Genomic DNA, 25,416 nt, shown 5'->3' with positions numbered 1-25,416 from the left:
AGGAGTTGAATATCTTTTACTGATTTGGCAGGTCTTCTGGCTTAGCGTCATCCTCCCCCGCACCTTCCCAATCCTGTGGATCAGTGGTTTCAGCGGGGTCGTCAGCATCACAGCAGCGGGGGCTGCGGGGGATTGTCACCCCCTTCCCAGTTATGCTTTATCCTCTTAGTTGGAGGATCGCGCATAACATAACCATTTCAGTAACTATATTGTTTAGCTAAGACCCGGTATAACTATGGCCCGGTATAACTATGGCCCGGTATAACTATGGCCCTGTATAACTAAGGCCGATTTTGTCTAAACAATAGCTTTTGTTATTTGATTTCTATTTCGCTATATAATTTATCTCTTTATTTACACAGTTGTAACGTTAACTGACTTATTAAGTTTGATTGGCGCTAATATACTCTTTTCCACAAATAAAAAATGGTTAATTTCATTAATTGGCGGCGATTTTTTTGTGACAACGCAGCAAGAAACTGCCAAAATGAAAGATATAAATAGAGTAAAAACAATAAATTGCATTAAAATTTAACTTTTAAGATATAACAGAAATCGTCATTAGTAATGTTAAAAAATCAATTGCCCGTCTCATATTTAAATAAATAAACATGAATGAAAAACATAACAAATTGATATTAGATCACTAAGTGCCATTAATTTCATCACATCCAAAAAAATGAATGAAATACTTATGGTGTCAGATAATAGGCCTGGCAGAATACTTTGCAGAACTGTGGGATTATAACAGCGCTTAATTTCTGGCAATACTGGAAATGTTCAGTAACGATGCTGGCATTCCGGCCTACTCTACCGGCTATCCAGATGAGATCGAATGCAAAAAACGCTGCAACAGAAACCTCTGTTTTATCTTGTTTATGACACAGACTAAAATCTTACAACTCCGTCTAAATGTGTTTAATGACAGCTACGCCAGAGACAATTTTATCTAAGCTTTATTCTCTTCATAAATAGGGATAAGTAGTGAGCAATATACCTACCTGATTACGGCAACATTATATATTTAGTAAAGAATTTTAGTATTGGGAATTAATTTAGTATTAGGGGAAAGAATATACAGGAAAATATAGCGAATTTATTTAACATCAAAAATCGCCATTTTTCATAGAAATTAGGCCCTTGATAGAGGGCCTAAGATGCTAAAATTAACTTATTGATAAATATCAGCATTGATGGTTTTATGATCCTGACGCCCTTGCTCAGAAGTGATCACATAATATTTCCCACCTTTCTCATCCACTTTTTTACTGAGATCATCTTTTGACATAGTAAATCCGTCTTCAGTAACAGTGATGGTGCCGGACTTAGTATATTTTGCTGCATCTTCCTTAGTAATTTCCTGTGCAGCCAGTGCAGAGAATGAAACCAGAGAGGTGATAATGATAATGCTTTTTAATAACTTCATTTAATACTCCTTGTAAGTTCACATATAAGCAATTATGACTATATGACATACTTGGAATTCTGCCAGCCAACATCCTCATTCGAAATAAAATTCTGAATTAACCACGAAAACTAGTGATATATTTTGCTCACTATTTCCCCAAATCTGGATTGGCATTACCCGACACTGTTCTTGATAATAGTGACTAATACCGCAAAGATTTATATTTGATAGGAAAAATGGCCTGGTTGAACATAATCTGCCACACCTGCTTTATTGACATAACAATAAGCCCAACGGCATGTGAGTGATTCAGACGACAAATCTGTAGGAAACCACTTATAACCCTGCTACTTAGAGTCTGAAGGGTATGCTACCCTGAACACATAAATTAAATAGGGATATAACCCAGCGGGGAGCGTAAGACAGCAATGAGTGAACATGGCGGGAATGTGCTGGAAATGGCACTGAAAATCGGGACAGATGCAGCAAATATCATTGATTTCAGTGCCAATATCAATCCCCTGGGAATGCCCGATTCCCTGAAGGTCGCCATTGTTGAACACTTGGCCCGTGCTGAACATTACCCTGACGTTGAATATCGTCAATTACATAGTGCGCTGGCCCACGCCCACCATTGTGGGCCGGAAAACATCATGGCAGGCAATGGTGCGACCGAACTGATTTATGCTGTCGTGCATTATCTGCAACCGCGCACTGCCCTGCTGCTAACCCCCGGATTTGCGGAATATCGCCGCGCCCTGCAACGGGTGGGTTGCCAGATTCATGATTATGAGATGAGCGAAGCAGAAGGTTATCAACCCACTGAACGGCTGTTGAAGGTATTGGAACAACTGCGCCCAGATTGCCTGTTTCTGGCGACCCCCAATAACCCAACCGGCCTGATGCCAGATACTGACCTGCTACAAGCTATTGTTCAATGTTGTCATCAACATCAAATTGCCTTAATTGTTGACGAAGCTTTTATCGATTTCCTGCCGCAAGCACCGGGTTTGGTCCCGCAGTTAGCCGATTTTCCGCGGCTGTATGTGCTGCGCTCGCTGACCAAGTTTTTCGCCATTCCGGGATTGCGGCTGGGTTATCTGCTCAGTGGCGATCTGACCGGTATCCGGCAAATGAAACAACAGCGTGAACCCTGGACTATCAATGCATTTGCCGCGCTGGCGGGCGAGATTATTCTTGATGACCGACCTTATATTGAGGCAACCCATCAATGGCTGGCACAACAGCAACAATGGTTATATCAGCAATTGTGTAATATTCCCGCATTACAGGTGTGGCAAGGGACGGCAAACTATATTTTCCTGCGCTGCCTAAGACCGGAAATCGACCTACAATCCGCCTTATTGCAGCACCATCTTCTGATTCGCCATTGTGCAAATTACCCCGGTTTGACCCGCGACCATTACCGCGTGGCGATTAAAAGCGCGGCAGATAACCAGCATTTGGTCACCGCCTTGCAGCAGGTTTTTAGTCATGGCTGAAGCCCGCAGCCCAGTCCCTGAAGTGAGTTGATTCAAGGCTGGGAACTGCGGCCCTGCCCACTCAATGAGTCCAGCAAGGCAAAGGTTACCGAGGGTGCTCAACGGGGTGCATTATCATCACTATTGCTGGATTCGGATATAAAGCAACCGACCAGCTTAATGGTTTTTTTTATTTAATTTCCAATTAAAAAGCCAATAAAATCAATGGATTAATTATCTTTAAATTAATATCACCAAACAGTAAAGCATCGCCTATTTTTAATTAAGTGCCATTTACTGTGAAAATATTCTTGATAAATTACCACTGATTTTTACTTTAACTGAAAATAGCACGGTTTATAATTTATGCCGTGTGTTTGCGATTATTTTTTGCATTTTTACGCTATATACCACACATAATAATCTGGCTTCAAACCATCAAAATCAACAATTATCAATCCTGCTTTATGTAGTATTAGCATTCAAGAGTTAGCCGTATTTATCAATTGATAGTTTAAGAATCTTCCCATCCAGAATGTCCATGTGAATTGCATTCCTATTTCTCTCCCACTTGGCATTTTCATGTAAAAATCTTTGCCTTACCCCACATAACCATGACTTCGATCACAAACAGGGAATGCAGCTATTTTGTCCATGTAAATAGCATTTATAGATATGGGGAAAATAGCTATCTGGGTATTAGAGTCCAGTAACAGGAAATGTAGTGCAGATGTAAAATCGTGTTCCTGTTAAATCTTCATTTTTTTAAAAACATAAATAAAACTCATGTAATACAAAGTTCAGAATAATAACACCAGAACCTAAAGTCATAACAATAACCTCAACCTACACCTGCTCTTGGAGCCTTAGATGAATAAATTGAGTGTGAAAACCTTATTGGCAGCGAGTGTGTTCAGCATGATGGTGTGCTCGGGCAGTGCTCTGGCGCAAGAAGTAGAAGTCGTCAATATCTCGAAAATCGCTGGCATGCCGTGGTTTAACCGTATGGGCGAAGGCGTGGAACGCGCCGGTAAAGATCTGAATATCAAAGCCTATCAGGTTGGCCCATCCAGTACCGATGCCCCACAGCAAGTTAAAATAATCGACGACTTAATTGCTAAAAAAGTCAGTGCTATCAGCATCGTACCTAATGATGCCGATGTGCTGGAACCGGTTTTCAAGAAAGCCCGTGATGCCGGTATTGTGGTATTAACCAATGAATCACCGGGGCAACCTAGTGCTAACTGGGATATCGAAATCATTGATAACGCCAAATTCGCCGCAGATAACGTGGAAGAAATGGCGAAAGCGATGGGCGGCAAAGGCGGTTATGTCATTTATGTTGGTAGCCTGACGGTGCCACAACATAATCTGTGGGCAGATTTGTTTGTTAAATATCAGAAAGAACACTATCCAGAAATGTTTGAAGTGACCAGCCGTATGCCAGTTGCTGAGAGCATTGATGATTCGCGCCGCACAACATTGGATTTGATGAAAGCACATAGCGATTTGAAAGGTATTGTTGCTTTCGGTTCGCAAGGCCCGATTGGTGCTGGCCGTGCCGTGAAAGAAAAACGGGCGAAAAACAACGTCCATGTGTTCGGTATGATGATCCCATCTCAAGCCGCCTCCCTGATTAAAAGTGGCGATATCACCATGGGCGTAACCTACGACCCAGCCTCTGCCGGTTACGCGATGACCGCAGTTGCAGACAAAGTGCTGAAAGGCGAGAAAATCGAGTCTGGCATGGATGTCCCTGGGGTAGGTAAAGCCGAAGTGGATCAGGATAAGCGCCTGATTCAGTTCCATAATGTGCTGCGAGTGACTAAAGACAACGTAGATTCACTGTATTGATTCCTGGTGTTACCACAGAGCCGAATGCGCTATTCGGCTCTGTAATCGGAATCTGCTGTTCGGCTTTATCACTAATGAAAACCTGCCGATAAGCAAGGAGCCAGACGGGTTTATGTACCCAAGGGCACTTCGGCGACTCATGCCGCTATCCCCCCAATGGCATATATCCCTGCAATTGACATTACTACGATGCCATTGGTGCTGCGTATTATTCGGTTATTTAATGAGTTAGGTCACACCTAATTAGGGCGAGAAATTGTATGTCGTCATTGATTACCCTGGAAAACATCAGTAAAACCTTTTACGGCGTTAAGGCGCTGAATAAAGTGGCTATGACCCTGCTGCCAGGTGAGGTTCATTGCCTTGCCGGACAAAACGGTTGCGGCAAATCGACACTGATAAAGATTATCTCCGGTGTCTATCAACCCGATATTGATGCCGCAATTACCATTGATGGCAAAACCTATTCTACCCTGACACCCATAGAATCTGTCCGCTTAGGGATTCAGGTGATTTATCAGGATTTATCATTATTCCCCAATCTGACCGTGGCTGAGAACATCGCCATGAACCATTATCACCATCATCTATGGGTTAATAAACGCCAGATGCGGGCGACTGCCGAGCGGGTAATCAATAGTATTGACGCCCATCTTGATCTGGATGAATTGGTTGAAAATTTACCTATCGCCCAAAAACAGTTAGTGGCTATCTGCCGCGCGTTGGCGCAGGATGCCCGCCTGATTGTGATGGACGAGCCGACGGCCTCCCTCACCCGACAAGAAGTGAATGGATTATTGCGGGTGGTGCATGAGTTGAAGTCACGCAATATTTGTGTGGTTTTTGTTAGCCATCGATTGAGCGAAGTGTTGGAAATCTCAGACCGCATTACCGTGTTAAAAGACGGTGATTGGGTCGGCACCTATCCTGCCGCAGAGGTAGATGACGCGCGGCTGGCCTGGCTAATGACCGGCATGAAATTTGATTTTCAGGTATTACCCCCTTATAGCGCCGCCCGCCCGCCGGTATTGGCGGTGGAAGAACTTTCTCGCGGCAACGAATATCACAATATCTCCCTGACCCTTCATCCCGGCGAAATTGTCTCGCTCGTGGGGTTGCTTGGCTCTGGCCGCACCGAGCTGTGTCTCAGCCTATTCGGTTTAACCATGCCGGAGTCAGGTACTATTCGCATCAATGATAAAGCGATGATTTTTTCCAGTAACCGAGAGGCCATTGCAGCCGGTATCGGGTATGTTTCCGAAGACCGGATGAGCACCGGGCTGATTATGGAGCAATCCATTCGCGATAATATCAGTGCCACGGTATTACACCGGCTGAAAAATGCCTTCCACCTGACGCGCACAGAGCGGGTCGATACGCTAGTGGAGGATATGGTTAAGCACCTATCGATTAAAATTGGTAATAGTGACTTACCGGTCAACACCTTATCCGGCGGTAATGCACAGCGCATTGCCATTGCTAAATGGTTGGCAACTGACCCACAAATACTGATTTTAGACTCCCCGACCGTCGGGGTGGATATCGCTAATAAAGCCGGAATTTATAATATTATCAATGTGCTGGCAGCCAGGGGGATCGCGGTGTTGATGGTTTGTGATGAGATTGATGAAGCTTACTTTAATAGCCATCGTGTTTTAGTCATGCATTCCGGTCGATTGGTGCAGGAATTCTTGCCGGGCAACAGCAGCGAAGCAGCCATTGCGGAGGTTGTAAATGGCTAATCCCCATGTCGTCAATAAACCTGATATCAGAAAATCGGGGTTATTTAATAAAGAAAAACTGAAAAGTCATGAAGTTATGCTGGCTTTCACCTTATTGATTATTTCGACTTATCTTGCTTTCACCAGCCCAGAATTTTTAACGCTCGCCAATATTTACGACCTGATAAATAACTATGCCATGTTGACCATATTGGCCTGTGGCTTATTTATCGTCTTGATTTCTGGCGGTATTGATATTTCATTCCCTGCCATGACCATTATTTCGCAATATGTCATGGTGACATTAATTGTCAAATTTGGCGGCAACTTCCCCGTCGCATTCGCACTGGCTGGGGGGATTGGCTTATTGTTGGGGCTAATTAATGCGCTGTTAGTTAATCGGCTGCGCGTCCCGTCAATCATCATTACCATTTCCACGCTGAATATATTCTATGGATTACTGCTGTATTTCAGCCGGGGAATTTGGCTGTATACCTATCCAGAATGGTTTGAGCATGGGCCGATGTTATTCTCATTTACCGCGGCTGATGGCTATGATTACGGCCTTTCACTCCCTATTTTAACCTTACTTGCCACCATTATTGTTACCGCCCTACTGATGACACGCACCAGCATTGGTCGCCAAATTTATGCCCTGGGGGGGAATCAGGAAGCTGCATCGCGCATGGGGTTCAGCATTCTCAAGCTGCAACTGTTTGTCTATGGTTATATGGGCTTTTTGTCCGGCATTGCCGGGGTGGTGCAGTCCTACACCGTCTTGACGGTAGCACCCGATTCACTGCTGGGTTATGAGCTGACCGTGCTGGCGGCCGTCGTTTTGGGGGGCACCAGTATTGTTGGCGGGCGCGGCACTCTGACCGGAACATTGCTGGGGGTAATTTTACTGGCTGTGTTACAGAATGGATTGAATTTGCTGGGAATTTCGTCGTACTGGCATACCGTGGTTATCGGCCTGGTCATTGTCATCAGCATCAGTTTGACGGCCTGGGGCCAACGTCATAAGGTAGGAATATAATCATGTCGAAAACAACTCAACGTGATAGAACCGAGCGCTGGTTAGTGGCACTGCTGGTATTGGTGGCTGGGGTGTTTAGTGTGCTAATCCCGCAAGTCTTCTGGTCTGCGGCTAATTTCCAATCCATCGCCTCGCAAATACCTGTTACTGGGGTATTAACCTTAGCAATGGCAATCACCATGCTGACCGGTGGGATTAATTTATCGATTATTGCCACCTCTAACGCCAGCGCACTGGTGATGGCTTGGGTATGTACCCAGTTGGAACCGACTTTCAGCTCAATGGTATTAATGCTGTTTGCCGGGGCCTGCGTTGCCTTGGTGGTTGGCCTGATTAACGGCGTACTGATTTCGATTGTGCGGGTATCCCCGATTCTGGCGACACTCGGCATCATGACCTTGCTCAAAGGCGTGAATATATTGATTTCCGGAGGCTCCGCTATTTCTAACTTCCCGAATTATGTGCTGGCACTGGATCGCAGCTACATTCTCGGCATTCCGTTACCGCTGTATCTGTTCATTGCCGTAGCCGCTATTATCTGGCTAATTCTGGCCAAAACTCCCCTGGGTCGCCAGATTTACCTCACTGGTTCCAATGAGAAAGCCACCTATTTCTCCGGTATTAACACGCGCCGCACTCTCATTTGGGTGTATGTGATTTCATCACTGTTATGCGCCGTTGCTGCACTGTTGATGATGTCAAAACTGAACTCGGCTAAAGCTTCTTATGGTGAGTCGCTATTGCTTATCACTATTTTGGCGACCGTGCTGGGTGGGGTCAATCCCGATGGTGGATTCGGTAAGATTTTCGGTATTGTTCTGGCGCTGTTCCTGCTGCAAATGCTGGAAAGTGGGCTGAATATCATGGGCGTGAGCAGCTATATCACTATGGCACTCTGGGGGGCGTTGCTTCTGGCCTTTATCTTTATTAAAGGAGTGAATATTCCAGCACTTCGTTTCTTAAAGAAATCAAACCAGTAGATTAAAAGCAGCCCTTTCATTAGGGCTATTTTGGTGCCGTGAGATTCACGGAATAACGGCACTTATTGGCACGCAAATCTACCAAACAAACGCCATTTTTGGGCAAAAGAAAAGCTGGCAATTAATGCCAGCTTTTCTGCTAATAGCGCTGAATGGGCTATCCGATTGGGTAAATAATTACTTAACTTCGCCCATCGCTTTCAGTTTTTTCGACAATTCACGGCGTTCTTTAGATAGATCCGCATTTTTGATGGTGTATTCATCAACACGATCTTCGTAAGCGGTACGCATGTCAGCGATAATGGCCTGAATCTCTTCAATGCTCATTCCTGGCTTAATGTAATCACTCAGGTTATCGAGCAACAGAACGCGTTTTTGGTTATCACGAATTTTCTTTTCGTTATCAACAATCTCACGCTGCAACTTATTTTTGCGACGAAACATACGCACAAACTCCAAAACGTCCTGGAAAGTCGGCTTAGTTACATTATCCATTTTTACACCTTCACTTAAGTTTTACACAAATTCAATTGCTGGTGACCAGGCAACCTGCACCATACCGCTTTGTCGTACCTGGTGACAAGATTCATTGGCATATCTTACCTGCTTTACCCGCCAGACAGAAATTTCATCTGCCTTAAACGCCAATTGATCATCTGCTCAGCGTTATATTAATCAGCTTGTCTAACTCCTCAAGCTGTTTGGTCAATTCCATGCTCAGCCAAACATAGCCATAAACCGGTGTATCTATCTGTTGCTCCTGCTTTAAAGCTAACAGTTGTGATTTTAATTCGCTGGAAATTTTCTTTAGCTCAGCGGCCACGGCACTGTCACCCGCCGGTGAGCCATCACGTAAACCGTGACTTAATGTATTTAAACAGTTAATCGTCATCAGCTGCGTATCCCGCAGCCCTGGAGCATTGAGCATAACCAAATGACTTTCTCGTGACGACCAATAAGCATCGACCAGCAATCCCAAGGTACAGATTAGATTGCGACTTAATATTTGAACCGAGTCAAAAATATCTTTATTGATATGGGATTCTTTGCTGGAGGGGGTAATAAGGCTGCGCATTTTTGCTGAGCGATTAAGTGCCGCGTTCAATTTAAGCTCTAAACTCGGGCGCTCGACGACATTAGGCGACAAATATGCGGCATATATATGGCTAATCGCCTGCAAATTATCACTCATTTGCATACGCCATTGAATAAAGGCGCGTTGCGGATAAATACTGGTAAAAACCAGCGCCAATAATGAACCAAAAATAACATCGCCACTGCGCCACAGTGCCGTATCCATATCCCCGGGCGCAGAACCACACACCACCGCGAGTGTGATACCAATCAGCAAGGCCATATAGGGGTGCTTGCCCATCGTAAGATAGCCACACAGAAACATCACGATGCCGCACCAAACCAGCATCAGTGTAAGGGAATAGGTTTCAAGATACAGGGCTATCAAGCCGGATATAGAGCCAAAGACTGTGCCGAAAATACGTTGTATCGCTCGGGGAAACACATTACCCCAATAAGATATTGGCCCCATTACCACCACTAAAGTGATCAGGGGCCAGGTCCCTTCCGGCACAGCCAATAAGCGAATAATCATGAAGGTTAAGACAAACGCCAGCATAATACGTAAAGCGTGTGTTATGCGGTAATGGGTATAAATCAGATTCTCAAATGGCGATATTTTTTTATTCAAGCGCACAACATATTTACTCCCAAGATAATAAAGCTAATTCTAGCTGAATTATGACCTGCTGCCATGAAATTGAAATGTAGTCAAAATCACATAATGTAGCCGGGAGTAATAGCATGTGACGCACTTTCTCGCAGGGCATAGCCAGACCGAAAGCCACTTACTTAAAATCCACCGCCATTTGCTGCTGGATAGTCATACCGGCACTGGATTCCACACAACAGGCAATATAATCAGTGAAGCGCGGCGACCGTGGCATACCCAAGTTTCGCAGCCGCTCATTACTAAAACGCACGTTTAGCATGGCAAAAGAGCCGTATAACCGCATAGCTTTCAACATTAACCGCTCATTACAGGGGCCAAAGATGTTCTTGAGCTGCTTTCTCATCTGCACCAATGCCCCGTATTCTACCTGGCAATAATCTGTACCCACGGGTTTCTGTCTTGCCGCCAAAGACATGGCCCGATCAATTTCAGCAAAACTGACACTGTCAGTTTCTCCAGCAGAGATATGATAGATATTCTCTGGTAAATTTGGATGCTGCAAAATACACAGCAAAGCATCTGCACAATAATCAACCGGGATGACATCAATATAATCATCCAGTGAGCACATAAACTTACGTAGCATTAATGCCATGCGGAATACCCAGAAAATACTGCTGGAAGGCTGGCAACCTAAACGTGTATGTCCGACCACAATCGATGGTCGAGCAAATACCAATGGCAAGTTTGGACATTGCTCCGCCAACAGGCGCTCAATAGCCGACTTTGATTTAGTATATTCCACCAGATGAGCATCATCTGCTGCGGATAAGACCCGCTCACTGACCACCGAGTCAGCATCCGGGGTGCAAGACATAGCAGTGCCCACGTGAACAAATCTTTGTAAACCGGCAACTTGCGCCATTCTTTTACCAAAGACTAATGTGCCGTCAACATTTACCTTCCAGATTAATGGGTTATTACCAAATGATGCTACCGCTGCGCAATTAATAACATGGGTCACGCCATCAATCCGTGGGTCATTAATGAAGCTGTCCGGAGCCGCTAAATCACCTAACAAAATATGGCTGGAATTGATTTTATTTAGCAGCGCATTAGGTAAATAAAACTTTGCGAGATTCTCTTTAATGCGAGTCACGCCCTGCTCCGGTGTGTTCGCCCGCACAAGTAATAGATAATTAAAATCCGAGTTCTCTAACAATAACTTTTCTAAAATTGCGCCACCAAGAAAACCTGTGACACCCGTTAATAGAAGTGTTTTCACCATAATTCCCACTATAATTTTCAGTGAGCGAATTATATGAACGCCTAAGTAAACGGCAGGTAAATATTAATTAGATCGACACATTTATATGTAAACATAATTATTTCTAAATAAATATTTTTCGGCCAAGGAAGGTGAGCAACCAACAAGCTGCCATGCTGAAAGGCAACCGGAATAACCAGTAATCATGACAAATTTTACGTCTACCCCGCTTGAAATGGTATTATCAGGCCGACGTCATGGGTCGCTACGGATAAGATAACTCCGGCAAAACAGGCCTGTCATAACACATGACCATAGTGGATTAAGGGTTAAACCGAATAATGTCAGATAAAAATAAGCAACCAACTTTCTACGTTCACGATTATGAAACTTTCGGTCAACGCCCGGCACTGGACAGGCCAGCGCAATTTGCCGGGGTGCGTACCGATCTGGATTTCAATATTATTGAAGAGCCGCTGGTGATTTACTGCACGCCCGCCGATGACTATCTGCCACAGCCCGAAGCCGTGATGATTACGGGGATAACCCCGCAACATGCTTTGGCCAACGGGGTCAATGAAGCCGAGTTTGCCCGCCAAATCCATCAGGCCTTCAATGTGCCTGGCACCTGTATTCTTGGCTACAATAATATTCGCTTTGATGATGAAGTTAGCCGCAATATTTTCTATCGCAATTTCTATGACCCTTACGCCTATAGCTGGCAAGGGGGGAATTCTCGTTGGGACTTACTCGATGTGATGCGCGCCTGTTATGCCCTGCGCCCGGCAGGTATTGTCTGGCCGGAAAATGAGGATGGCTTGCCAAGTTTCAAACTGGAACATTTGACTAAAGCCAATGGTGTCGAGCACTTGCAAGCCCATGATGCCATGTCTGATGTGCATGCCACCATCGCCATGGCAAAGTTAGTCAAGCAGGCCCAGCCACGGTTGTTTGACTATCTTTATCAGCATCGCAGCAAGCATAAAATAAATGCATTAATTGATATCGCCAATATGACGCCACTGGTGCATGTCTCCGGCATGTTTGGTGCCGCGCGGGGTAATACCAGTTGGGTGGCCCCGCTGGCATGGCATCCTGACAATAAAAATGCGGTGATTATGTGTGATCTGGCCGGAGATATGTCGCCGTTGCTGGAGCTGGACAGTGATGCATTGCGCGAGCGGCTGTATACCCGCCGCGATAAACTCAATGCGCAAGAGGCCGCAGTGCCACTGAAACTGGTGCATATCAATAAATGCCCGGTACTGGCTCCCGCCAAAACACTGCTGGCAGAGAATGCCGAGCGGTTGGGTATTGACCGTCAGCGCTGTTTGGAAAATCTGCAATTGTTACGACAAAATCCGCAAATACGTGAAAAAGTCGTGGCGCTCTTTGCAGAAGCCGAGCCTTTTGCTGTTTCTGATGATGTAGATGCCCAGTTATATAACGGTTTTTTCAGTGATGCTGACCGCGCCACCATGAAAATTATTTTGCAAACAGAGCCGCAAAATCTACCGGCGCTGGATCTCACCTTTCAAGACCCACGGCTGGAGCCATTGCTATTTCGCTTCCGCGCCCGTAATTATCCGAACACCCTGACTGACAGTGAGCAACAGCGCTGGTTAGAGCATCGCCGCGAAGCCCTTAACCCCGAAAGAGTGCAAGACTACGTACTGCAACTGGAGCAATTTTACAACCAGTATGAGGACGATAAAGAGAAGTTGGCATTGCTAAAAGCCTTGTTTGAGTATGCCAGGGGCTTGGTGAGTTAACATCGGCAGGTACTATAAACCTAAAGAAAACGGAGCCATTTGGCTCCGTTTTTCATGTCAGCGATAACAAAATATCCAATACTGTTATTGCGCCAGCTCGCCATTAAATTGTGGCAAAGCCTGACGGAAAGCGCGGGTTTTCCAGACCATATACAACAGGCCGATTGCCCCCCACACCAAACCCAACGTCATTGAACTGCTTTCCAGATTCATCCACAGCACACCCACCGTGCCTGCACCAATCATTGGCAGCACCAGGTAACTGAAATTATCTTTGAACGTGCGGTTACGGCGCTCACGAATATAGAACTGTGAAATCACAGACAGGTTAACAAAGGTAAACGCCACCAGCGCCCCAAAGTTAATCAATGCTGTCGCCGTCACCAAATCAAACGAAATAGCAGATAATGCTACGCATCCGACCAACAATACGTTGAGTGCCGGAGTCCGCCATTTAGGATGCACGTAACCAAACAATTTCTCTGGGAATACCCCGTCGCGGCCCATCACATACAATAAGCGCGAAACACCGGCATGCGCCGCCATACCTGATGCCAATACCGTGACACAGGAGAAGCACAAAATGACTGACTGGAAGAATTTACCTGCCACAAACAGCATGATTTCCGGCTGCGATGCATCAGGATCGCTAAAGCGCGAGATATCCGGGAAATAAAGCTGCAGGAAGTAAGACACCAGAATAAAGATTACCCCGCCAATTAATGCCGTCAAGAAAATGGCTTTCGGGATAACTTTACCGGCATTCGGTGTTTCTTCTGACAGCGAGCTGATGCCATCGAAGCCGAGGAAAGAGAAGCACAGTATTGTCGCCCCGGTTATCATCGGCACCAAATGCGCATTTTCAGAATAGAACGGACGTGGGCTAACTAATGTACCCGCCCCTTCGCCCTGATAAACGCCATGAATCAGCAGCCCCATGAAGAGCACCATGATAGCGACCTGAACCACCACAATCACCGAGTTCAAGTTGGCAACCACGTTGATGCCACGCAAGTTAAACAGCGTCATCAGGGTGACCAGCGCCCCGACAAAAATCCACGATGGCACTCCAGGGAAAATGGCTTCGAGATAAATTTTAGCCAACAGAATATTAATCATCGGCATGAACAAGTAGTCCAGCAGTGATGACCAACCCACCATAAAGCCAACATTCGGGCTAATGGATTTCTGGGCGTAGGTATAGGCCGATCCCGCAGACGGGAAGCGTTTCACCAATTTGCCATAGCTGATAGCAGTGAACAGCACCGCAATCAATGCAATGGCGTAAGAGGTCGCGACATGACCATCGGTCAGGCCGGATACAATGCCAAAAGTATCGAAAATGGTCATCGGCTGTAAATAAGCCAGACCCATCATCACCACCTGCACCAGCGTCAGTGTTTTTCTGAGTTGAACACGGTTATTTGCGCCAGTTTGGTTGGTGCCAACTGCAACATTAGCATTATGCGTCATGATTCAGCCTCCCCATACCTTTAACCCAAGTTGCAAGTGTAGCTCGCAGGTTAGAGGTGACGGGGAAACTTCGTATCTGCCTGGGATACGTAAGTGGGGAAATCAGAGCGGTGTAACGAGTATTTGCCATACTTGTTGCGCCATAATCGCTGCATGTGCAGCGCATACCGGTGGGCACCGGTGCCAGTATAAATAATTGCCCCATCGTTCTTTCCTCATAACGGCGATTTTCGTATGTGAATAATCGCTCGCAGACCTGTTTATCTATCCGGATCGATGTCCGGCCTCTTTATTTGTGAAACATGAATGCAAAAAAATAACCGACGCGTTTAAACGTCGGTTATTGCATGGGGCGTATTTTGCCCTAACTTGAGAGCAAAAAACAAGGTGTTAAGGCGCTTGAAACAATAATATTATTCTATGTTGATCTAAACAGGCATTCCGCGCTCTATCAGTGCTGAGCCGCTATTTCTACCCGCTCAATCGCTGCCCACATTTTGTCTGCATTCAACACAACAGGCAGGTAATGGATTGACTCCCCCGGCTTAAGAATCCGACTAATTACACGTTCAATAGCATCACGGTCATTAATATCAATATCCAGCGCAGCCAGATTTGTCGGTAAACCTAATTTATTAAAGGCAACAATCAGCGATTTCAATGCATCGTCCTGCTCTAACAAGGCGGTTTGCACCAAGATCCCGTAAGCGACTTTAGTACCATGCAGGAAGTGCTCCGTCTGCGGCAGCAATGTCAGGCCATTGTGTACCGCATGAGCGGCGGCAACCCGGGTATAACGCTCGCCCAATCCCCCCACCATGCCACCACCGGCAATAATGGCGTCCACCACATCAAGAAAATCTTGCGTCAACTCACCTTGCTTAACTGCCAGTAACGCGGCCTCGCTTTGGTTTAACAGCACATTACGAATATCCAGCGCGGCCTGTAAACCCAAGCGGACAGTCAGGGATAATGTTTCTGGCTGCGGGCTAAGCACTACCGCCTCGTACCATTTCGCTAAAGTATCGCCAATTCCTGCCAGCAGATATTCCGCCGGTGCAGCCAAAATGATGCGCGGTTCGACTAACACCAAATGGTTGGCATCTTGGAATATCTCAAAATTCAGCGCCTGTCCGGCATCATTATACCAGACCGAAAGTGGCGTCCAGGCCGCACAGGTTGCCGCAATAGTAGGAATAGCCACCAGCGGTACGCCCAGTTTTCGCGCGACCACTTTTGCCGTATCCAACACAGCTCCACCGCCAATACCAATCACTACCTGCCGGTCATTGCCCGCCTGTTGCACTAAATTTGCGACGGTAGATTCACTGCAATGAGTGGAAAATACCGCCCGCACCGCCTGTGGGCCGTGGAATGCCGCGGGTAAATAATCGCTGGCGGCAGCTAACGCGCGCTCGCCATAGATCCACAGGGCGTTATCCAATATTGCTTGAGGATAAAACTCACTCAATTTATCAATGGCGCCAGGAAAAGAGAAATAGTTGGCAGGCCCCACCTGCACTCGAATTGCGTTCGTGCTCATGCCACTGTTCCTTTTAAATTATTATCTGTTGTCAGTTGTGATGTCAGCCCTATTTTTCCATCTTAAAGGCATCACGGGCATTGTTTAATAATTTTTTGATATACCTTAACTATTTTAGTTTGTTGCGAATAATAGAAACTGTGTTAAAAAAGTATCTCACCCGCAGCATTATTGACTGCCTTGTTCGTAACAATACTTTATAGGGCAGCAGCAGAAATCTATGTCCAGCACCACTTCCTCACGCCTTGAGATGCGGAATATCTCTATCTCGTTTTCTGGCTTTCATGCTCTGCAACAAGTTGATTTTACTTTGGAAGGTGGCTCTACCCATGCATTAGTGGGAGCTAATGGCGCCGGGAAATCGACTTTGATGGCCATTCTTTCCGGTGCTCATAGCCACTATCGCGGTGAAATCTACCTTGATGGTCAACAGATTGATATCCACTCCCCTCGGCAAGCCAAACAACAGGGTATTCATGTAGTGCAACAAGAGGTTGATGTCGCGCTGATCCCCACCCTGTCTGTGGCGGAGAATATTATGCTGGATACTCTGGCTGAGCGGGGGCATTTGTTTAACTGGCCGCAACTTTATCGTCAGGCAGAAGCTTTACTCGAGCAACTTGACCTCAAGCTCAATGTTCGCCAACGTCTGGAATCCTGCACTTTGGCGGAGAAACAACAAGTGCTGTTGGCCCGCGCCCTTTCCCATCAATGCCGTTTTCTGATTTTGGATGAACCTACCGCGCCACTGGATCAAGAAGAGAGCGCACGATTATTCCGCGTGGTTCGCCGTTTGCAATCTGAAGGGATGGCCATTGTTTTTATTTCACACCGCATCCATGAATTACGCGAAATTTGCGATCAACTGACAGTGTTACGTGATGGCCGCCTGGTCAGCCATGATGCTATGGGTAACCTGAGTGGCGAACAAATTGTGGAGAAGATGCTCGGCCATACGTTGGATGATATTTTCCCGCCTCGACGACCGCTAGTCAGTAACAAAACGCTGTTATCAGTCAGTGGGTTACATGACCAGCATAAACTGCGCGATATCTCTTTGACATTACATGAAGGAGAAATTTTAGGTATTGCCGGTTTAGCCGGTGCCGGTAAAACCGAATTATGCAAAGCCTTATTCGGGGCGACGCCCAGCCGTGTTGACCACGGCGAATTACAGGGCAAGGCGTGGAAACCGCGTTCACCGGAGCGCTCCGTGGCACAGGGGCTGGCTCTGGTACCGGAAGAGCGGCGAAAAGAAGGTATTTTTATCCACGAAAGCATTCCCATGAACCTGAGTGTGGTTGCCGATGACAGTTTTTCGCGTTGGGGTATTTTTAGCCGCCGACAAGAACTGAGTTGGGCCAAAGAACTGATTCAGCGCCTTGGGGTACGCACCTCCTCGCCGCAACAAAAATTGGCTCGCTTATCGGGAGGCAATCAGCAAAAAGTGGCGATTGGCAAATGGTTACGTGGTAATGCGCAAGTGCTGATTTTTGATGAGCCAACCAAAGGGGTGGACATCAAAGCCAAGCAGGATTTGTTCACTTTAATTGACGGATTGGCGCAGCAGGGAAAAGGCATTATTTATGCTTCCGGTGAATTCTCAGAATTGGTCGGTTTATGCCATCGGATCTGCGTGCTGTGGGATGGGCGCATTGTCGCCGAGCTGAATGCCGCAGATATCGATGAAGAAACATTATTATTATTTTCAACCGGAGGAACCCCTCAGTGAGTAAAGAAATACCCCTGCCAGACGCGCAGCCGTGGCGTCACCAGTTGTTTGATTTTCTCTACAAATGGGGGATGTTACTCACCGTTGTGGCGCTAATCGCGTTATTTGGCTTGGCATCGGATAATTTTCTCGACCCAAACAATATCATCAATATTTTGCGTTCAATTGCCATTGTGACCGTCATTGCTATCGGAGTGTCGATTTCACTGTCGATTGGCGGATTTGATTTGTCGGTCGGTTCGACCGCTTCCCTGGCAAATGCCGTCGTGGTATCGCTGTTTGTCTGGTACGGCTTTGGCACTACCGGCGCTATCTTGCTGACACTGTTAATTTGTACTCTGGTTGGGTTGTTTAATGCTTTTCTGATTGTCGTTTTGAAGATCCCCGACATGCTGGCTACCCTGGCCAGTCTGTTTGTTATTCAAGGTGTGGCAATGACTTACAGCCACGGCGGCTCTATCACCCAGAATATGCTGCTGCCAAGCGGCGACATGGCGGAAGGCGTCATCCCTGAGATATTTTCAGCTCTGGGGCAAGTGCCGGTTATTGTGATAATCATGCTGGCGGTGACAATTGTGGTGCAGCTGTATTTGTCACTCACCAAACATGGGCGGCGGATGTATGCCATTGGCGGTAATCCGGAAGCTGCTCGCTTGGCTGGCATTCGTACCGTTCGTTATCGCGTGCTGGCTTATGTGTTGTCATCACTCTTAGCGGCACTGGGTGGGATATTGCTGGCATCACGTATCGGCTCGTCACAAGTCAACGCTGGCGGCGGTTATCTAATGGATGCAGTCGCCGCGGCCTATATTGGTTTTTCACTGGCCGGCTCAGGCAAACCTAATGCTGTCGGAACCTTAATTGGCGCAATAATTTTAGGTGTCTTGCAAAACGGGTTGGTAATGCTGTCAGTGCCTTATTATGCGATGGATATCATCAAAGGGCTGGTTCTGGCGATGGCTCTGGCATTGACTTATATTCATCAAAAGCGCTGATATATAGCGGTAAATCAGTATAAACCACCGCCCAGCAGAAATCGTTGGGCGGTGGTTCATAGCCAATCAATTAATTTAACGGCATCCGATTGGGGTCCGGATACAGATATTCAAATCCCAATTCGCTACAAATTTTGCTGCCATCAATTTCGCGAATCAGTTCCTCACTCTCTTCTGGGGCAAACTCGGGCGGTGTCAGTTGTAAAATCCGCGCACAAGCAGGGTAAAAGTCACGTTTTAGTGGGTGCATCGGCGCACATAAATTGTAAATATGGCCGCCTTTGGGCAATTTAAGCAGCAACTCAATAGCCGCAATCACATCTTCCTGATGCACCAAATTAACCCCCTGCGAACCGCCCTTCACATTTGTTTTTCCTGCCAGGAAACGCCCGGGATGACGGTCTGGCCCGACCAACCCGGCCAGACGTAAAATATCCACCGAGATATTGGGCAGTTTATGTAGCCACAGCTCAAGCTCTTCTAGCGTTTTTCCGGCGGTAGTTACCGGCTGTAGAGGGGTATTTTCTTTGATTCGGCCGCGAGCTTCGCCATATACCGAGGTAGAACTGGTGAAAATAATGCGCGCGACGCCGAAAGCCAATGCACTGTCGACCAGCATCTGTACCGCCTGAAGATACTGCGCGCCGCCTTCCGTGGTGCGGCTAGCGGGCAAGGTGATAACCAATACATCTGCCGCCATCAGTTGCGCCAAGTCATCAGGCTCACAAATCAGTTCTGGTGTCAGTTGCAATTGATAGCAATCAATCCCACTCATTCTCACCGCCTCGACACCATCTGGCGTAGTTTTACTTCCCACCACCTGAATTCCGCGGCGGATCAGTGATTGTGCTAACGGCAAGCCCAACCAGCCCAATCCGATAATGGCCACTTTTTTCATTTTAATTTTCTCCACCGGTTCATGCCGATAACGCAATAGACTCATAATCTATACTAAGTCATGTAACTTAATAATTACTCAATATTATGAATCTCTTTTCATTCATCGGCATAATCGGCATATGTAACAATTTCCTGCTCAAACTTACCTTTTACCAAGTGATAACAGCCGAAAACAAACACATTAGCGGCAGATAGCTCGGGGCTTTCCAACAGAAGATAATGGCATCAGGAGAAAAAAAGGTTGCATGGCACCCGCTGGATGGTTTACGTTGATTGACAGAAATTATTGTACGTCCCAGATATGGCTATTTTGAATTTGTCAAAACAGCCCAAACAGAGAAGCTACTATGAATCGCGTTCAATTCAATCACCATCATCACCATCATCCTGACTAGTCTTGCAGGCCGATGTGTGCTGGGAGACGGTTAACGAATCTTCCAGGTGGCGATAGAACGCAATAAAGAAAGCCCTCGGAAGATCATCTTCCGAGGGCTTTTTTGTTGTCCACAATTTTACGACATTGATAAGTTAAGAGGATTACCATGCTAGATAAAACACGTTTACGCATTGCGATGCAAAAATCAGGCCGCCTGAGTGACGATTGCCACGAACTATTGTCGCGCTGCGGGATTAAAATCAATTTACAACAACAGCGCCTGATTGCTTTTGCGGAAAACATGCCAATCGATATTCTGCGCGTACGTGATGACGATATCCCAGGATTGGTCATGGATGGCGTGGTTGACTTGGGTATTATCGGCGAAAACGTTTTGGAAGAAGAGCTGCTAAATCGCCGTGCTCAAGGCGAAGACCCACGGTATTTCACTCTGCGCCGTTTGGACTTTGGTGGTTGCCGCCTATCACTGGCCGCTTCACTGGATACCGAATACACCGGCCCGCAATGCCTACAAAACAAGCGAATTGCCACCTCTTACCCACACATTTTAAAGCAATATCTTGATAAACAAGGTGTTAGTTTCAAATCTTGCTTACTGAATGGCTCTGTTGAAGTGGCACCACGTGCCGGTCTGGCTGACGTCATCTGTGATTTGGTGTCAACCGGTGCCACCTTGGAAGCCAATGGCTTGCGTGAAGTCGAAGTGATTTACCGCTCTAAAGCTTGTCTGATTCAACGTGATGGCGAAATGCCCGCAGAGAAACAAGACCTTATTGACCGCATGCTGACCCGCATTCAGGGTGTTATTCAAGCCCGTGAATCCAAGTACATCATGATGCACGCACCAAGTGAACGCCTCGACGAAATCATTACCCTGCTGCCAGGTGCTGAGCGCCCTACCATTTTGCCATTAGCCGGTGATAAGAGCCGCGTAGCAATGCACATGGTCAGTAGCGAAACCCTGTTCTGGGAAACCATGGAAAAACTGAAAGCGCTGGGTGCCAGCTCCATTCTGGTATTACCGATTGAAAAAATGATGGAGTAAGCCATGCAGCCGACGAATTTCAATACCTTAATCGACTGGCAGCAATGCAGTGCAGATCAGCAAAAAGCCCTGCTGAGCCGCCCAGCAATTAATGCATCAGACCGAATTACAGCGGCAGTCACTGAAATCCTTGACCGTGTAAAAGCTGAGGGCGACAGCGCTCTGCGTGATTTCAGCCAACGTTTTGATGCCGTACAGGTTGCCGATATCCGCATCAGCAGTGAGGAAATTGCCGCCGCTGCTGGGCGTTTGAATGACGATATCAAGCAAGCAATGGCGCAAGCAGTACGCAATATTGAAATCTTCCACAACGCGCAGAAAATGCCAGTGGTGGATGTTGAAACTCAGCCGGGCGTGCGCTGCCAACAAATCACCCGCCCGATTGCTTCCGTCGGCTTGTATATTCCTGGGGGTTCCGCTCCGCTGCTGTCTACCGTGCTCATGCTCGGTACTCCGGCGCGTATTGCTGGTTGCCAGCGGGTTATTTTATGTTCGCCACCGCCAATTGCCGATGAAATTCTCTACGCCGCGCAATTATGTGGAATTAAAGAAGTGTTCCAGATTGGCGGCGCGCAAGCCATTGCCGCGATGGCCTTCGGCAGTGAAACTGTGCCCAAAGTGAATAAAATTTTTGGCCCGGGCAATGCCTATGTAACTGAAGCAAAACGCCAGGTTAGCCAACGACTGGACGGCGCAGCTATTGATATGCCAGCAGGCCCATCAGAAGTGTTGGTTATCGCCGACAGTGGCGCTACACCAGCGTTTATCGCCGCTGACTTGCTGTCTCAAGCCGAGCACGGCCCGGACTCACAAGTGGTTTTATTGACGCCAGATGCCGCGATTGCAAAAGCGGTTGCGGTCGCGGTCGAGCAGCAGCTCAAGCAGCTATCGCGCGCAGATATCGCCCGTCAGGCGCTGGAAAGCAGCCGCTTGATCATCACTAAAGATTTGCAGCAATGCATTGATATAAGTAATGAATACGGCCCAGAGCATTTGATTCTTCAAATACGTAAACCAGAAGATGTTATCGATAAAATTGATAATGCCGGTTCCGTGTTTATGGGTGACTGGTCGCCGGAATCAGCCGGTGATTATGCCTCTGGCACCAACCACGTGCTGCCAACCTATGGTTATACCTCGACCTATTCCAGTTTGGGATTGGCCGACTTTGTAAAACGGATGACGGTGCAGCAATTAACTCCGCAGGGCTTGCTGGGTCTGGCGTCAACCATTGAAACCCTGGCGCAGGCTGAACAACTGACCGCCCATAAAAACGCCGTTACCCTGCGTGTCGCGGCTCTGACCGCCACCAATAAGGAACAAGCATGAGTAAGTCTGCCAATGTGACTGATTTGGCCCGCGCCAATGTTCGCGCGCTGACGCCTTATATGTCTGCCCGCCGCTTAGGCGGCAATGGGGATGTGTGGCTCAATGCCAATGAATATCCACTCGCGACTGAATACCAACTCACGGCGCAAACCTTTAACCGCTATCCCGAGTGCCAACCTCAATGGGTTATCGACCGTTATGCGGCTTACGCGGGCTTAGAAGCTGAGCAAGTGCTGGTCAGTCGTGGTGCCGATGAAGGCATTGAACTGCTCATCCGCGCTTTCTGCGAACCGGGTCAAGATGCCATTCTGTTTTGCCCACCAACCTATGGCATGTACGCCGTCAGTGCCGAAACCTTTGGTGTTGAATTGCGCAAGGTGCAAACTAAAGCCGATTGGCAGTTGGATTTGCCCGCCATTAAAGACAGCTTGGATCGCGTGAAGCTGATTTATATTTGTAGCCCAAATAATCCGACCGGCAATTTAGTCAATCCGGCGGATATACGCGAAGTACTAGAACTGGCACAAGGCCGCGCTATTGTCGCAGTTGACGAAGCCTATATTGAGTTCTGCCCACAGGCTTCGGTGAGTAGCTGGTTAAAAGATTATCCGAATTTAGTTATTTTGCGCACCTTATCGAAAGCTTTTGCTTTAGCCGGTTTACGTTGTGGCTTTACGTTAGCTAACAGCGATATTATCCAGCTGCTGCTTAAAGTGATTGCGCCTTATCCATTATCAACACCGGTGGCAGATATTGCAGCACAGGCACTCAGCCCACAGGGGCTTGAGCAAATGCGTCTGCGGGTAGAAGAAGTCAAAGCCAATCGTGAGTGGCTAGAAAAAGCGCTGCAAAATTGTGCTTGTGTTGAGCAAGTATTTACCAGCGAGAGTAACTATTTACTGGCCAGATTCACCGCCGCCAGCAGCGTGTTTAAAACACTGTGGGATCAGGGCATTATTTTGCGCGACCAAAATAAACAGCCGGGGTTATCTAACTGCCTGCGTATTACTATCGGCACCCGCCAAGAGTGCGAGCGAGTCATCGCAGCTCTGGCTCCCCTGCCCGGCATTGATAGCACCAATGGTGTTAATAAAGACAACAAGACCAATACCTCCAGCCTCCGTAAGGAAACGATATGAGCCAGAAATTTCTTTTTATTGACCGCGACGGCACCTTGATTTCTGAGCCGCCAGAAGATTTTCAGGTTGATCGGTTGGACAAACTGGCACTGGAACCCGAGGTCATTCCTGCATTACTGGCGCTCCAAAAAGCAGATTACCGGTTAGTGATGATAACTAATCAAGATGGCTTGGGTACCCAAAGTTTCCCGCAGGAAACCTTCGATCCGCCACACAACCTGATGATGCAGATCTTCAACTCTCAGGGCATCAACTTTGAGCAAGTCTTGATTTGCCCACACTTACCAGCAGATAACTGTGAATGCCGTAAGCCAAAAACCGCCTTGGTAGAAAGCTATTTGTCTGGGGATGTGATGAACACCGCCAACAGCTATGTGATTGGTGACCGTGAAACTGACCTGCAACTGGCTCAAAACATGGGGATTAGTGGCTTGCGTTACCAACGCGATGGCCTGAACTGGTCGCAGATTGCTAAACAACTGACCCAGCGTGACCGCCATGCTCACGTAAACCGTGTCACCAAAGAAACCGCGATTGATGTTAATGTCTGGCTAGATCGCGAAGGCGGCAGCAAGATCAAAACCGGAGTTGGTTTCTTCGACCATATGCTGGATCAAATTGCCACCCACGGCGGTTTTCGCATGGATATCCAAGTCAGCGGCGATTTGTATATTGATGACCATCACACAGTAGAAGACACTGCACTGGCATTGGGCGAAGCCATTAATAACGCACTGGGTGACAAACGCGGTATTGGCCGTTTTGGATTTGTGCTGCCAATGGATGAATGTCTGGCACGTTGTGCGCTGGATATTTCCGGCCGCCCACATCTGGAATACAAAGCTGAATTTAATTACCAGCGCGTCGGTGATCTGAGCACAGAAATGGTCGAGCACTTCTTCCGCTCCCTCTCTTATGCCATGGCTTGCACCCTGCACCTGAGAACCAAAGGCCGCAACGATCACCACCGGGTAGAAAGCTTGTTTAAAGCCTTTGGCCGCACCTTGCGCCAGGCTATCCGCGTGGAGGGTAACACCCTGCCAAGTTCCAAAGGAGTGTTGTAATGGATGTGGTGATCCTGGATACCGGTTGCGCCAACCTTTCCTCTGTCACCTACGCGGTACAGCGTTTAGGTTACACACCGGTTGTTAGCCGTGACCCAGAAATTGTGCTGCGCGCCGATAAGCTGTTTCTGCCCGGAGTGGGTACTGCCCATGCGGCAATGGATCAGTTAAAGCAGCGCGAGCTTATTGAGCTGATTAAAAGTTGCACCCAACCGGTACTGGGTATTTGCCTTGGCATGCAACTGCTGGCAACCCGCAGTGAAGAGAGCGGCGGCATCGACACGCTCGGTATTATTGACACTCCGGTAAAACAGATGACGGACTTCGGCTTACCGCTACCCCATATGGGTTGGAATCAGATTACCGCACAAGCGGGAAATCATCTGTTCCGTGGTATCCCAGACGGAACGTATTTCTACTTTGTGCACGGATACGCAATGCCAATATGCCCAAATACCATCGCCCAAGCCAATTACGGCGAGCCGTTTACCGCCGCAGTCGAAAAAGACAACTTCTTTGGCGTGCAGTTTCATCCGGAGCGCTCCGGAGCGGCTGGAGCCCAACTGCTGAAAAACTTTTTGGAGATGTAAACA

22 protein-coding genes, 1 riboswitch and 1 other annotated feature are annotated in these 25,416 nt (G+C 47.3%); of the genes, 14 read left to right on the top strand and 8 right to left on the bottom strand.

Annotated elements, in window-relative coordinates; all coding sequences use genetic code 11:
* Nucleotides 1-9: 9 nt before the first annotated feature.
* Nucleotides 10-212: riboswitch (cobalamin riboswitch) on the bottom strand.
* A gap of 959 nt (nt 213-1,171) precedes the next feature.
* The gene (locus YROHD0001_RS14070) at nt 1,172-1,426 is read right to left on the bottom strand and encodes a YdgH/BhsA/McbA family protein (RefSeq protein ID WP_004713566.1); all 255 of its coding nucleotides are present in this window, start codon (nt 1,424-1,426) and stop codon (nt 1,172-1,174) included.
* Between the two features lie 410 nt (nt 1,427-1,836).
* On the opposite strand from YROHD0001_RS14070, the gene cobD reads away from it, so the two are divergent.
* From cobD to YROHD0001_RS14095, 5 genes are all read left to right on the top strand, one after another.
* Nucleotides 1,837-2,910: a threonine-phosphate decarboxylase CobD gene (gene cobD, locus YROHD0001_RS14075; protein ID WP_004713565.1), complete on the top strand. Its 1,074-nt coding sequence runs from the start codon at nt 1,837-1,839 to the stop codon at nt 2,908-2,910.
* An 897-nt stretch (nt 2,911-3,807) separates the two neighbouring features.
* Complete coding sequence (locus YROHD0001_RS14080) at nt 3,808-4,743, top strand: autoinducer 2 ABC transporter substrate-binding protein (protein ID WP_231572897.1); 936 nt, start codon at nt 3,808-3,810, stop codon at nt 4,741-4,743.
* A gap of 260 nt (nt 4,744-5,003) precedes the next feature.
* The gene (locus YROHD0001_RS14085) at nt 5,004-6,485 is read left to right on the top strand and encodes a sugar ABC transporter ATP-binding protein (RefSeq protein WP_004713563.1); all 1,482 of its coding nucleotides are present in this window, start codon (nt 5,004-5,006) and stop codon (nt 6,483-6,485) included.
* Complete coding sequence (locus tag YROHD0001_RS14090; protein ID WP_072086947.1) at nt 6,478-7,500, top strand: ABC transporter permease; 1,023 nt, start codon at nt 6,478-6,480, stop codon at nt 7,498-7,500. Before YROHD0001_RS14085 ends, YROHD0001_RS14090 begins: the two co-directional genes overlap by 8 nt.
* A 2-nt stretch (nt 7,501-7,502) precedes the next feature.
* Nucleotides 7,503-8,480: an ABC transporter permease gene (locus tag YROHD0001_RS14095; RefSeq protein ID WP_004713561.1), complete on the top strand. Its 978-nt coding sequence runs from the start codon at nt 7,503-7,505 to the stop codon at nt 8,478-8,480.
* 177 nt (nt 8,481-8,657) lie between these two features.
* On the opposite strand, the gene tmaR is transcribed toward YROHD0001_RS14095, so the two are convergent.
* The 3 genes from tmaR to YROHD0001_RS14110 all read right to left on the bottom strand — a co-directional run bounded on the left by tmaR (nt 8,658) and on the right by YROHD0001_RS14110 (nt 11,452).
* The gene (gene tmaR, locus YROHD0001_RS14100; RefSeq protein WP_004713560.1) at nt 8,658-8,975 is read right to left on the bottom strand and encodes a PTS system regulator TmaR; all 318 of its coding nucleotides are present in this window, start codon (nt 8,973-8,975) and stop codon (nt 8,658-8,660) included.
* A 157-nt stretch (nt 8,976-9,132) separates the two neighbouring features.
* Nucleotides 9,133-10,191: an FUSC family protein gene (locus YROHD0001_RS14105; RefSeq protein WP_004713559.1), complete on the bottom strand. Its 1,059-nt coding sequence runs from the start codon at nt 10,189-10,191 to the stop codon at nt 9,133-9,135.
* Nucleotides 10,192-10,342: 151 nt separating this feature from the next.
* On the bottom strand, nt 10,343-11,452 hold the full coding sequence (locus YROHD0001_RS14110; RefSeq protein WP_032816200.1) for an SDR family oxidoreductase: 1,110 nt from the start codon (nt 11,450-11,452) through the stop codon (nt 10,343-10,345).
* A 323-nt stretch (nt 11,453-11,775) separates the two neighbouring features.
* Here YROHD0001_RS14110 and sbcB point away from each other — a divergent pair, with 323 nt between their 5' ends.
* On the top strand, nt 11,776-13,206 hold the full coding sequence (sbcB, locus tag YROHD0001_RS14115) for an exodeoxyribonuclease I (protein WP_004713557.1): 1,431 nt from the start codon (nt 11,776-11,778) through the stop codon (nt 13,204-13,206).
* An 84-nt stretch (nt 13,207-13,290) separates the two neighbouring features.
* Here the strand turns inward: sbcB and YROHD0001_RS14120 are convergent, their stop codons facing one another.
* From YROHD0001_RS14120 to YROHD0001_RS14125, 3 genes are all read right to left on the bottom strand, one after another.
* Entirely contained in the window at nt 13,291-14,679 is a 1,389-nt protein-coding gene (locus YROHD0001_RS14120) for an APC family permease (protein ID WP_004713556.1), read from the bottom strand.
* Nucleotides 14,669-14,884 (bottom strand): hypothetical protein, encoded by a 216-nt coding sequence (locus YROHD0001_RS20890; protein ID WP_032816149.1) that lies wholly within the window; start codon nt 14,882-14,884, stop codon nt 14,669-14,671. Before YROHD0001_RS20890 ends, YROHD0001_RS14120 begins: the two co-directional genes overlap by 11 nt.
* A gap of 246 nt (nt 14,885-15,130) precedes the next feature.
* Nucleotides 15,131-16,222 carry an oxidoreductase gene (locus YROHD0001_RS14125; protein ID WP_032816148.1) on the bottom strand — a complete coding sequence of 364 codons (1,092 nt, stop codon included), beginning with the start codon at nt 16,220-16,222 and terminating at the stop codon, nt 15,131-15,133.
* A 220-nt stretch (nt 16,223-16,442) separates the two neighbouring features.
* On the opposite strand from YROHD0001_RS14125, the gene YROHD0001_RS14130 reads away from it, so the two are divergent.
* A complete protein-coding gene (locus tag YROHD0001_RS14130; protein WP_004713554.1) occupies nt 16,443-17,954 on the top strand; it encodes a sugar ABC transporter ATP-binding protein in 1,512 nt (503 codons plus the stop codon).
* Nucleotides 17,951-18,949, top strand: coding sequence for an ABC transporter permease (locus YROHD0001_RS14135; protein WP_032816147.1), 999 nt, complete (start codon nt 17,951-17,953; stop codon nt 18,947-18,949). Before YROHD0001_RS14130 ends, YROHD0001_RS14135 begins: the two co-directional genes overlap by 4 nt.
* Nucleotides 18,950-19,019: 70 nt before the next feature.
* Here the strand turns inward: YROHD0001_RS14135 and YROHD0001_RS14140 are convergent, their stop codons facing one another.
* On the bottom strand, nt 19,020-19,847 hold the full coding sequence (locus tag YROHD0001_RS14140) for an SDR family oxidoreductase (RefSeq protein WP_032816199.1): 828 nt from the start codon (nt 19,845-19,847) through the stop codon (nt 19,020-19,022).
* A gap of 349 nt (nt 19,848-20,196) precedes the next feature.
* Here YROHD0001_RS14140 and hisL point away from each other — a divergent pair, with 349 nt between their 5' ends.
* The 6 genes from hisL to hisH all read left to right on the top strand — a co-directional run bounded on the left by hisL (nt 20,197) and on the right by hisH (nt 25,413).
* Entirely contained in the window at nt 20,197-20,244 is a 48-nt protein-coding gene (gene hisL / locus YROHD0001_RS20405; RefSeq protein WP_002231208.1) for a his operon leader peptide, read from the top strand.
* Nucleotides 20,220-20,350: a sequence feature (His leader region), on the top strand. (Overlaps the previous gene by 25 nt.)
* A gap of 41 nt (nt 20,351-20,391) precedes the next feature.
* Nucleotides 20,392-21,291, top strand: a complete 900-nt coding sequence (hisG, locus tag YROHD0001_RS14145; protein WP_004713550.1) for an ATP phosphoribosyltransferase — start codon at nt 20,392-20,394, stop codon at nt 21,289-21,291.
* A gap of 3 nt (nt 21,292-21,294) precedes the next feature.
* Nucleotides 21,295-22,620, top strand: coding sequence for a histidinol dehydrogenase (gene hisD / locus YROHD0001_RS14150; RefSeq protein WP_004713549.1), 1,326 nt, complete (start codon nt 21,295-21,297; stop codon nt 22,618-22,620).
* Nucleotides 22,617-23,759, top strand: coding sequence for a histidinol-phosphate transaminase (gene hisC / locus YROHD0001_RS14155; protein ID WP_032816146.1), 1,143 nt, complete (start codon nt 22,617-22,619; stop codon nt 23,757-23,759). Before hisD ends, hisC begins: the two co-directional genes overlap by 4 nt.
* Nucleotides 23,756-24,823, top strand: coding sequence for a bifunctional histidinol-phosphatase/imidazoleglycerol-phosphate dehydratase HisB (hisB, locus tag YROHD0001_RS14160; RefSeq protein ID WP_032816145.1), 1,068 nt, complete (start codon nt 23,756-23,758; stop codon nt 24,821-24,823). Before hisC ends, hisB begins: the two co-directional genes overlap by 4 nt.
* On the top strand, nt 24,823-25,413 hold the full coding sequence (gene hisH / locus YROHD0001_RS0117350; RefSeq protein WP_032816142.1) for an imidazole glycerol phosphate synthase subunit HisH: 591 nt from the start codon (nt 24,823-24,825) through the stop codon (nt 25,411-25,413). Before hisB ends, hisH begins: the two co-directional genes overlap by 1 nt.
* Nucleotides 25,414-25,416: the final 3 nt, after the last annotated feature.

It is taken from the genome of Yersinia rohdei ATCC 43380 (assembly GCF_000173775.1).
GTDB lineage: Bacteria > Pseudomonadota > Gammaproteobacteria > Enterobacterales > Enterobacteriaceae > Yersinia > Yersinia rohdei.
This window is presented reverse-complemented; position numbering and strand designations above follow the sequence as displayed.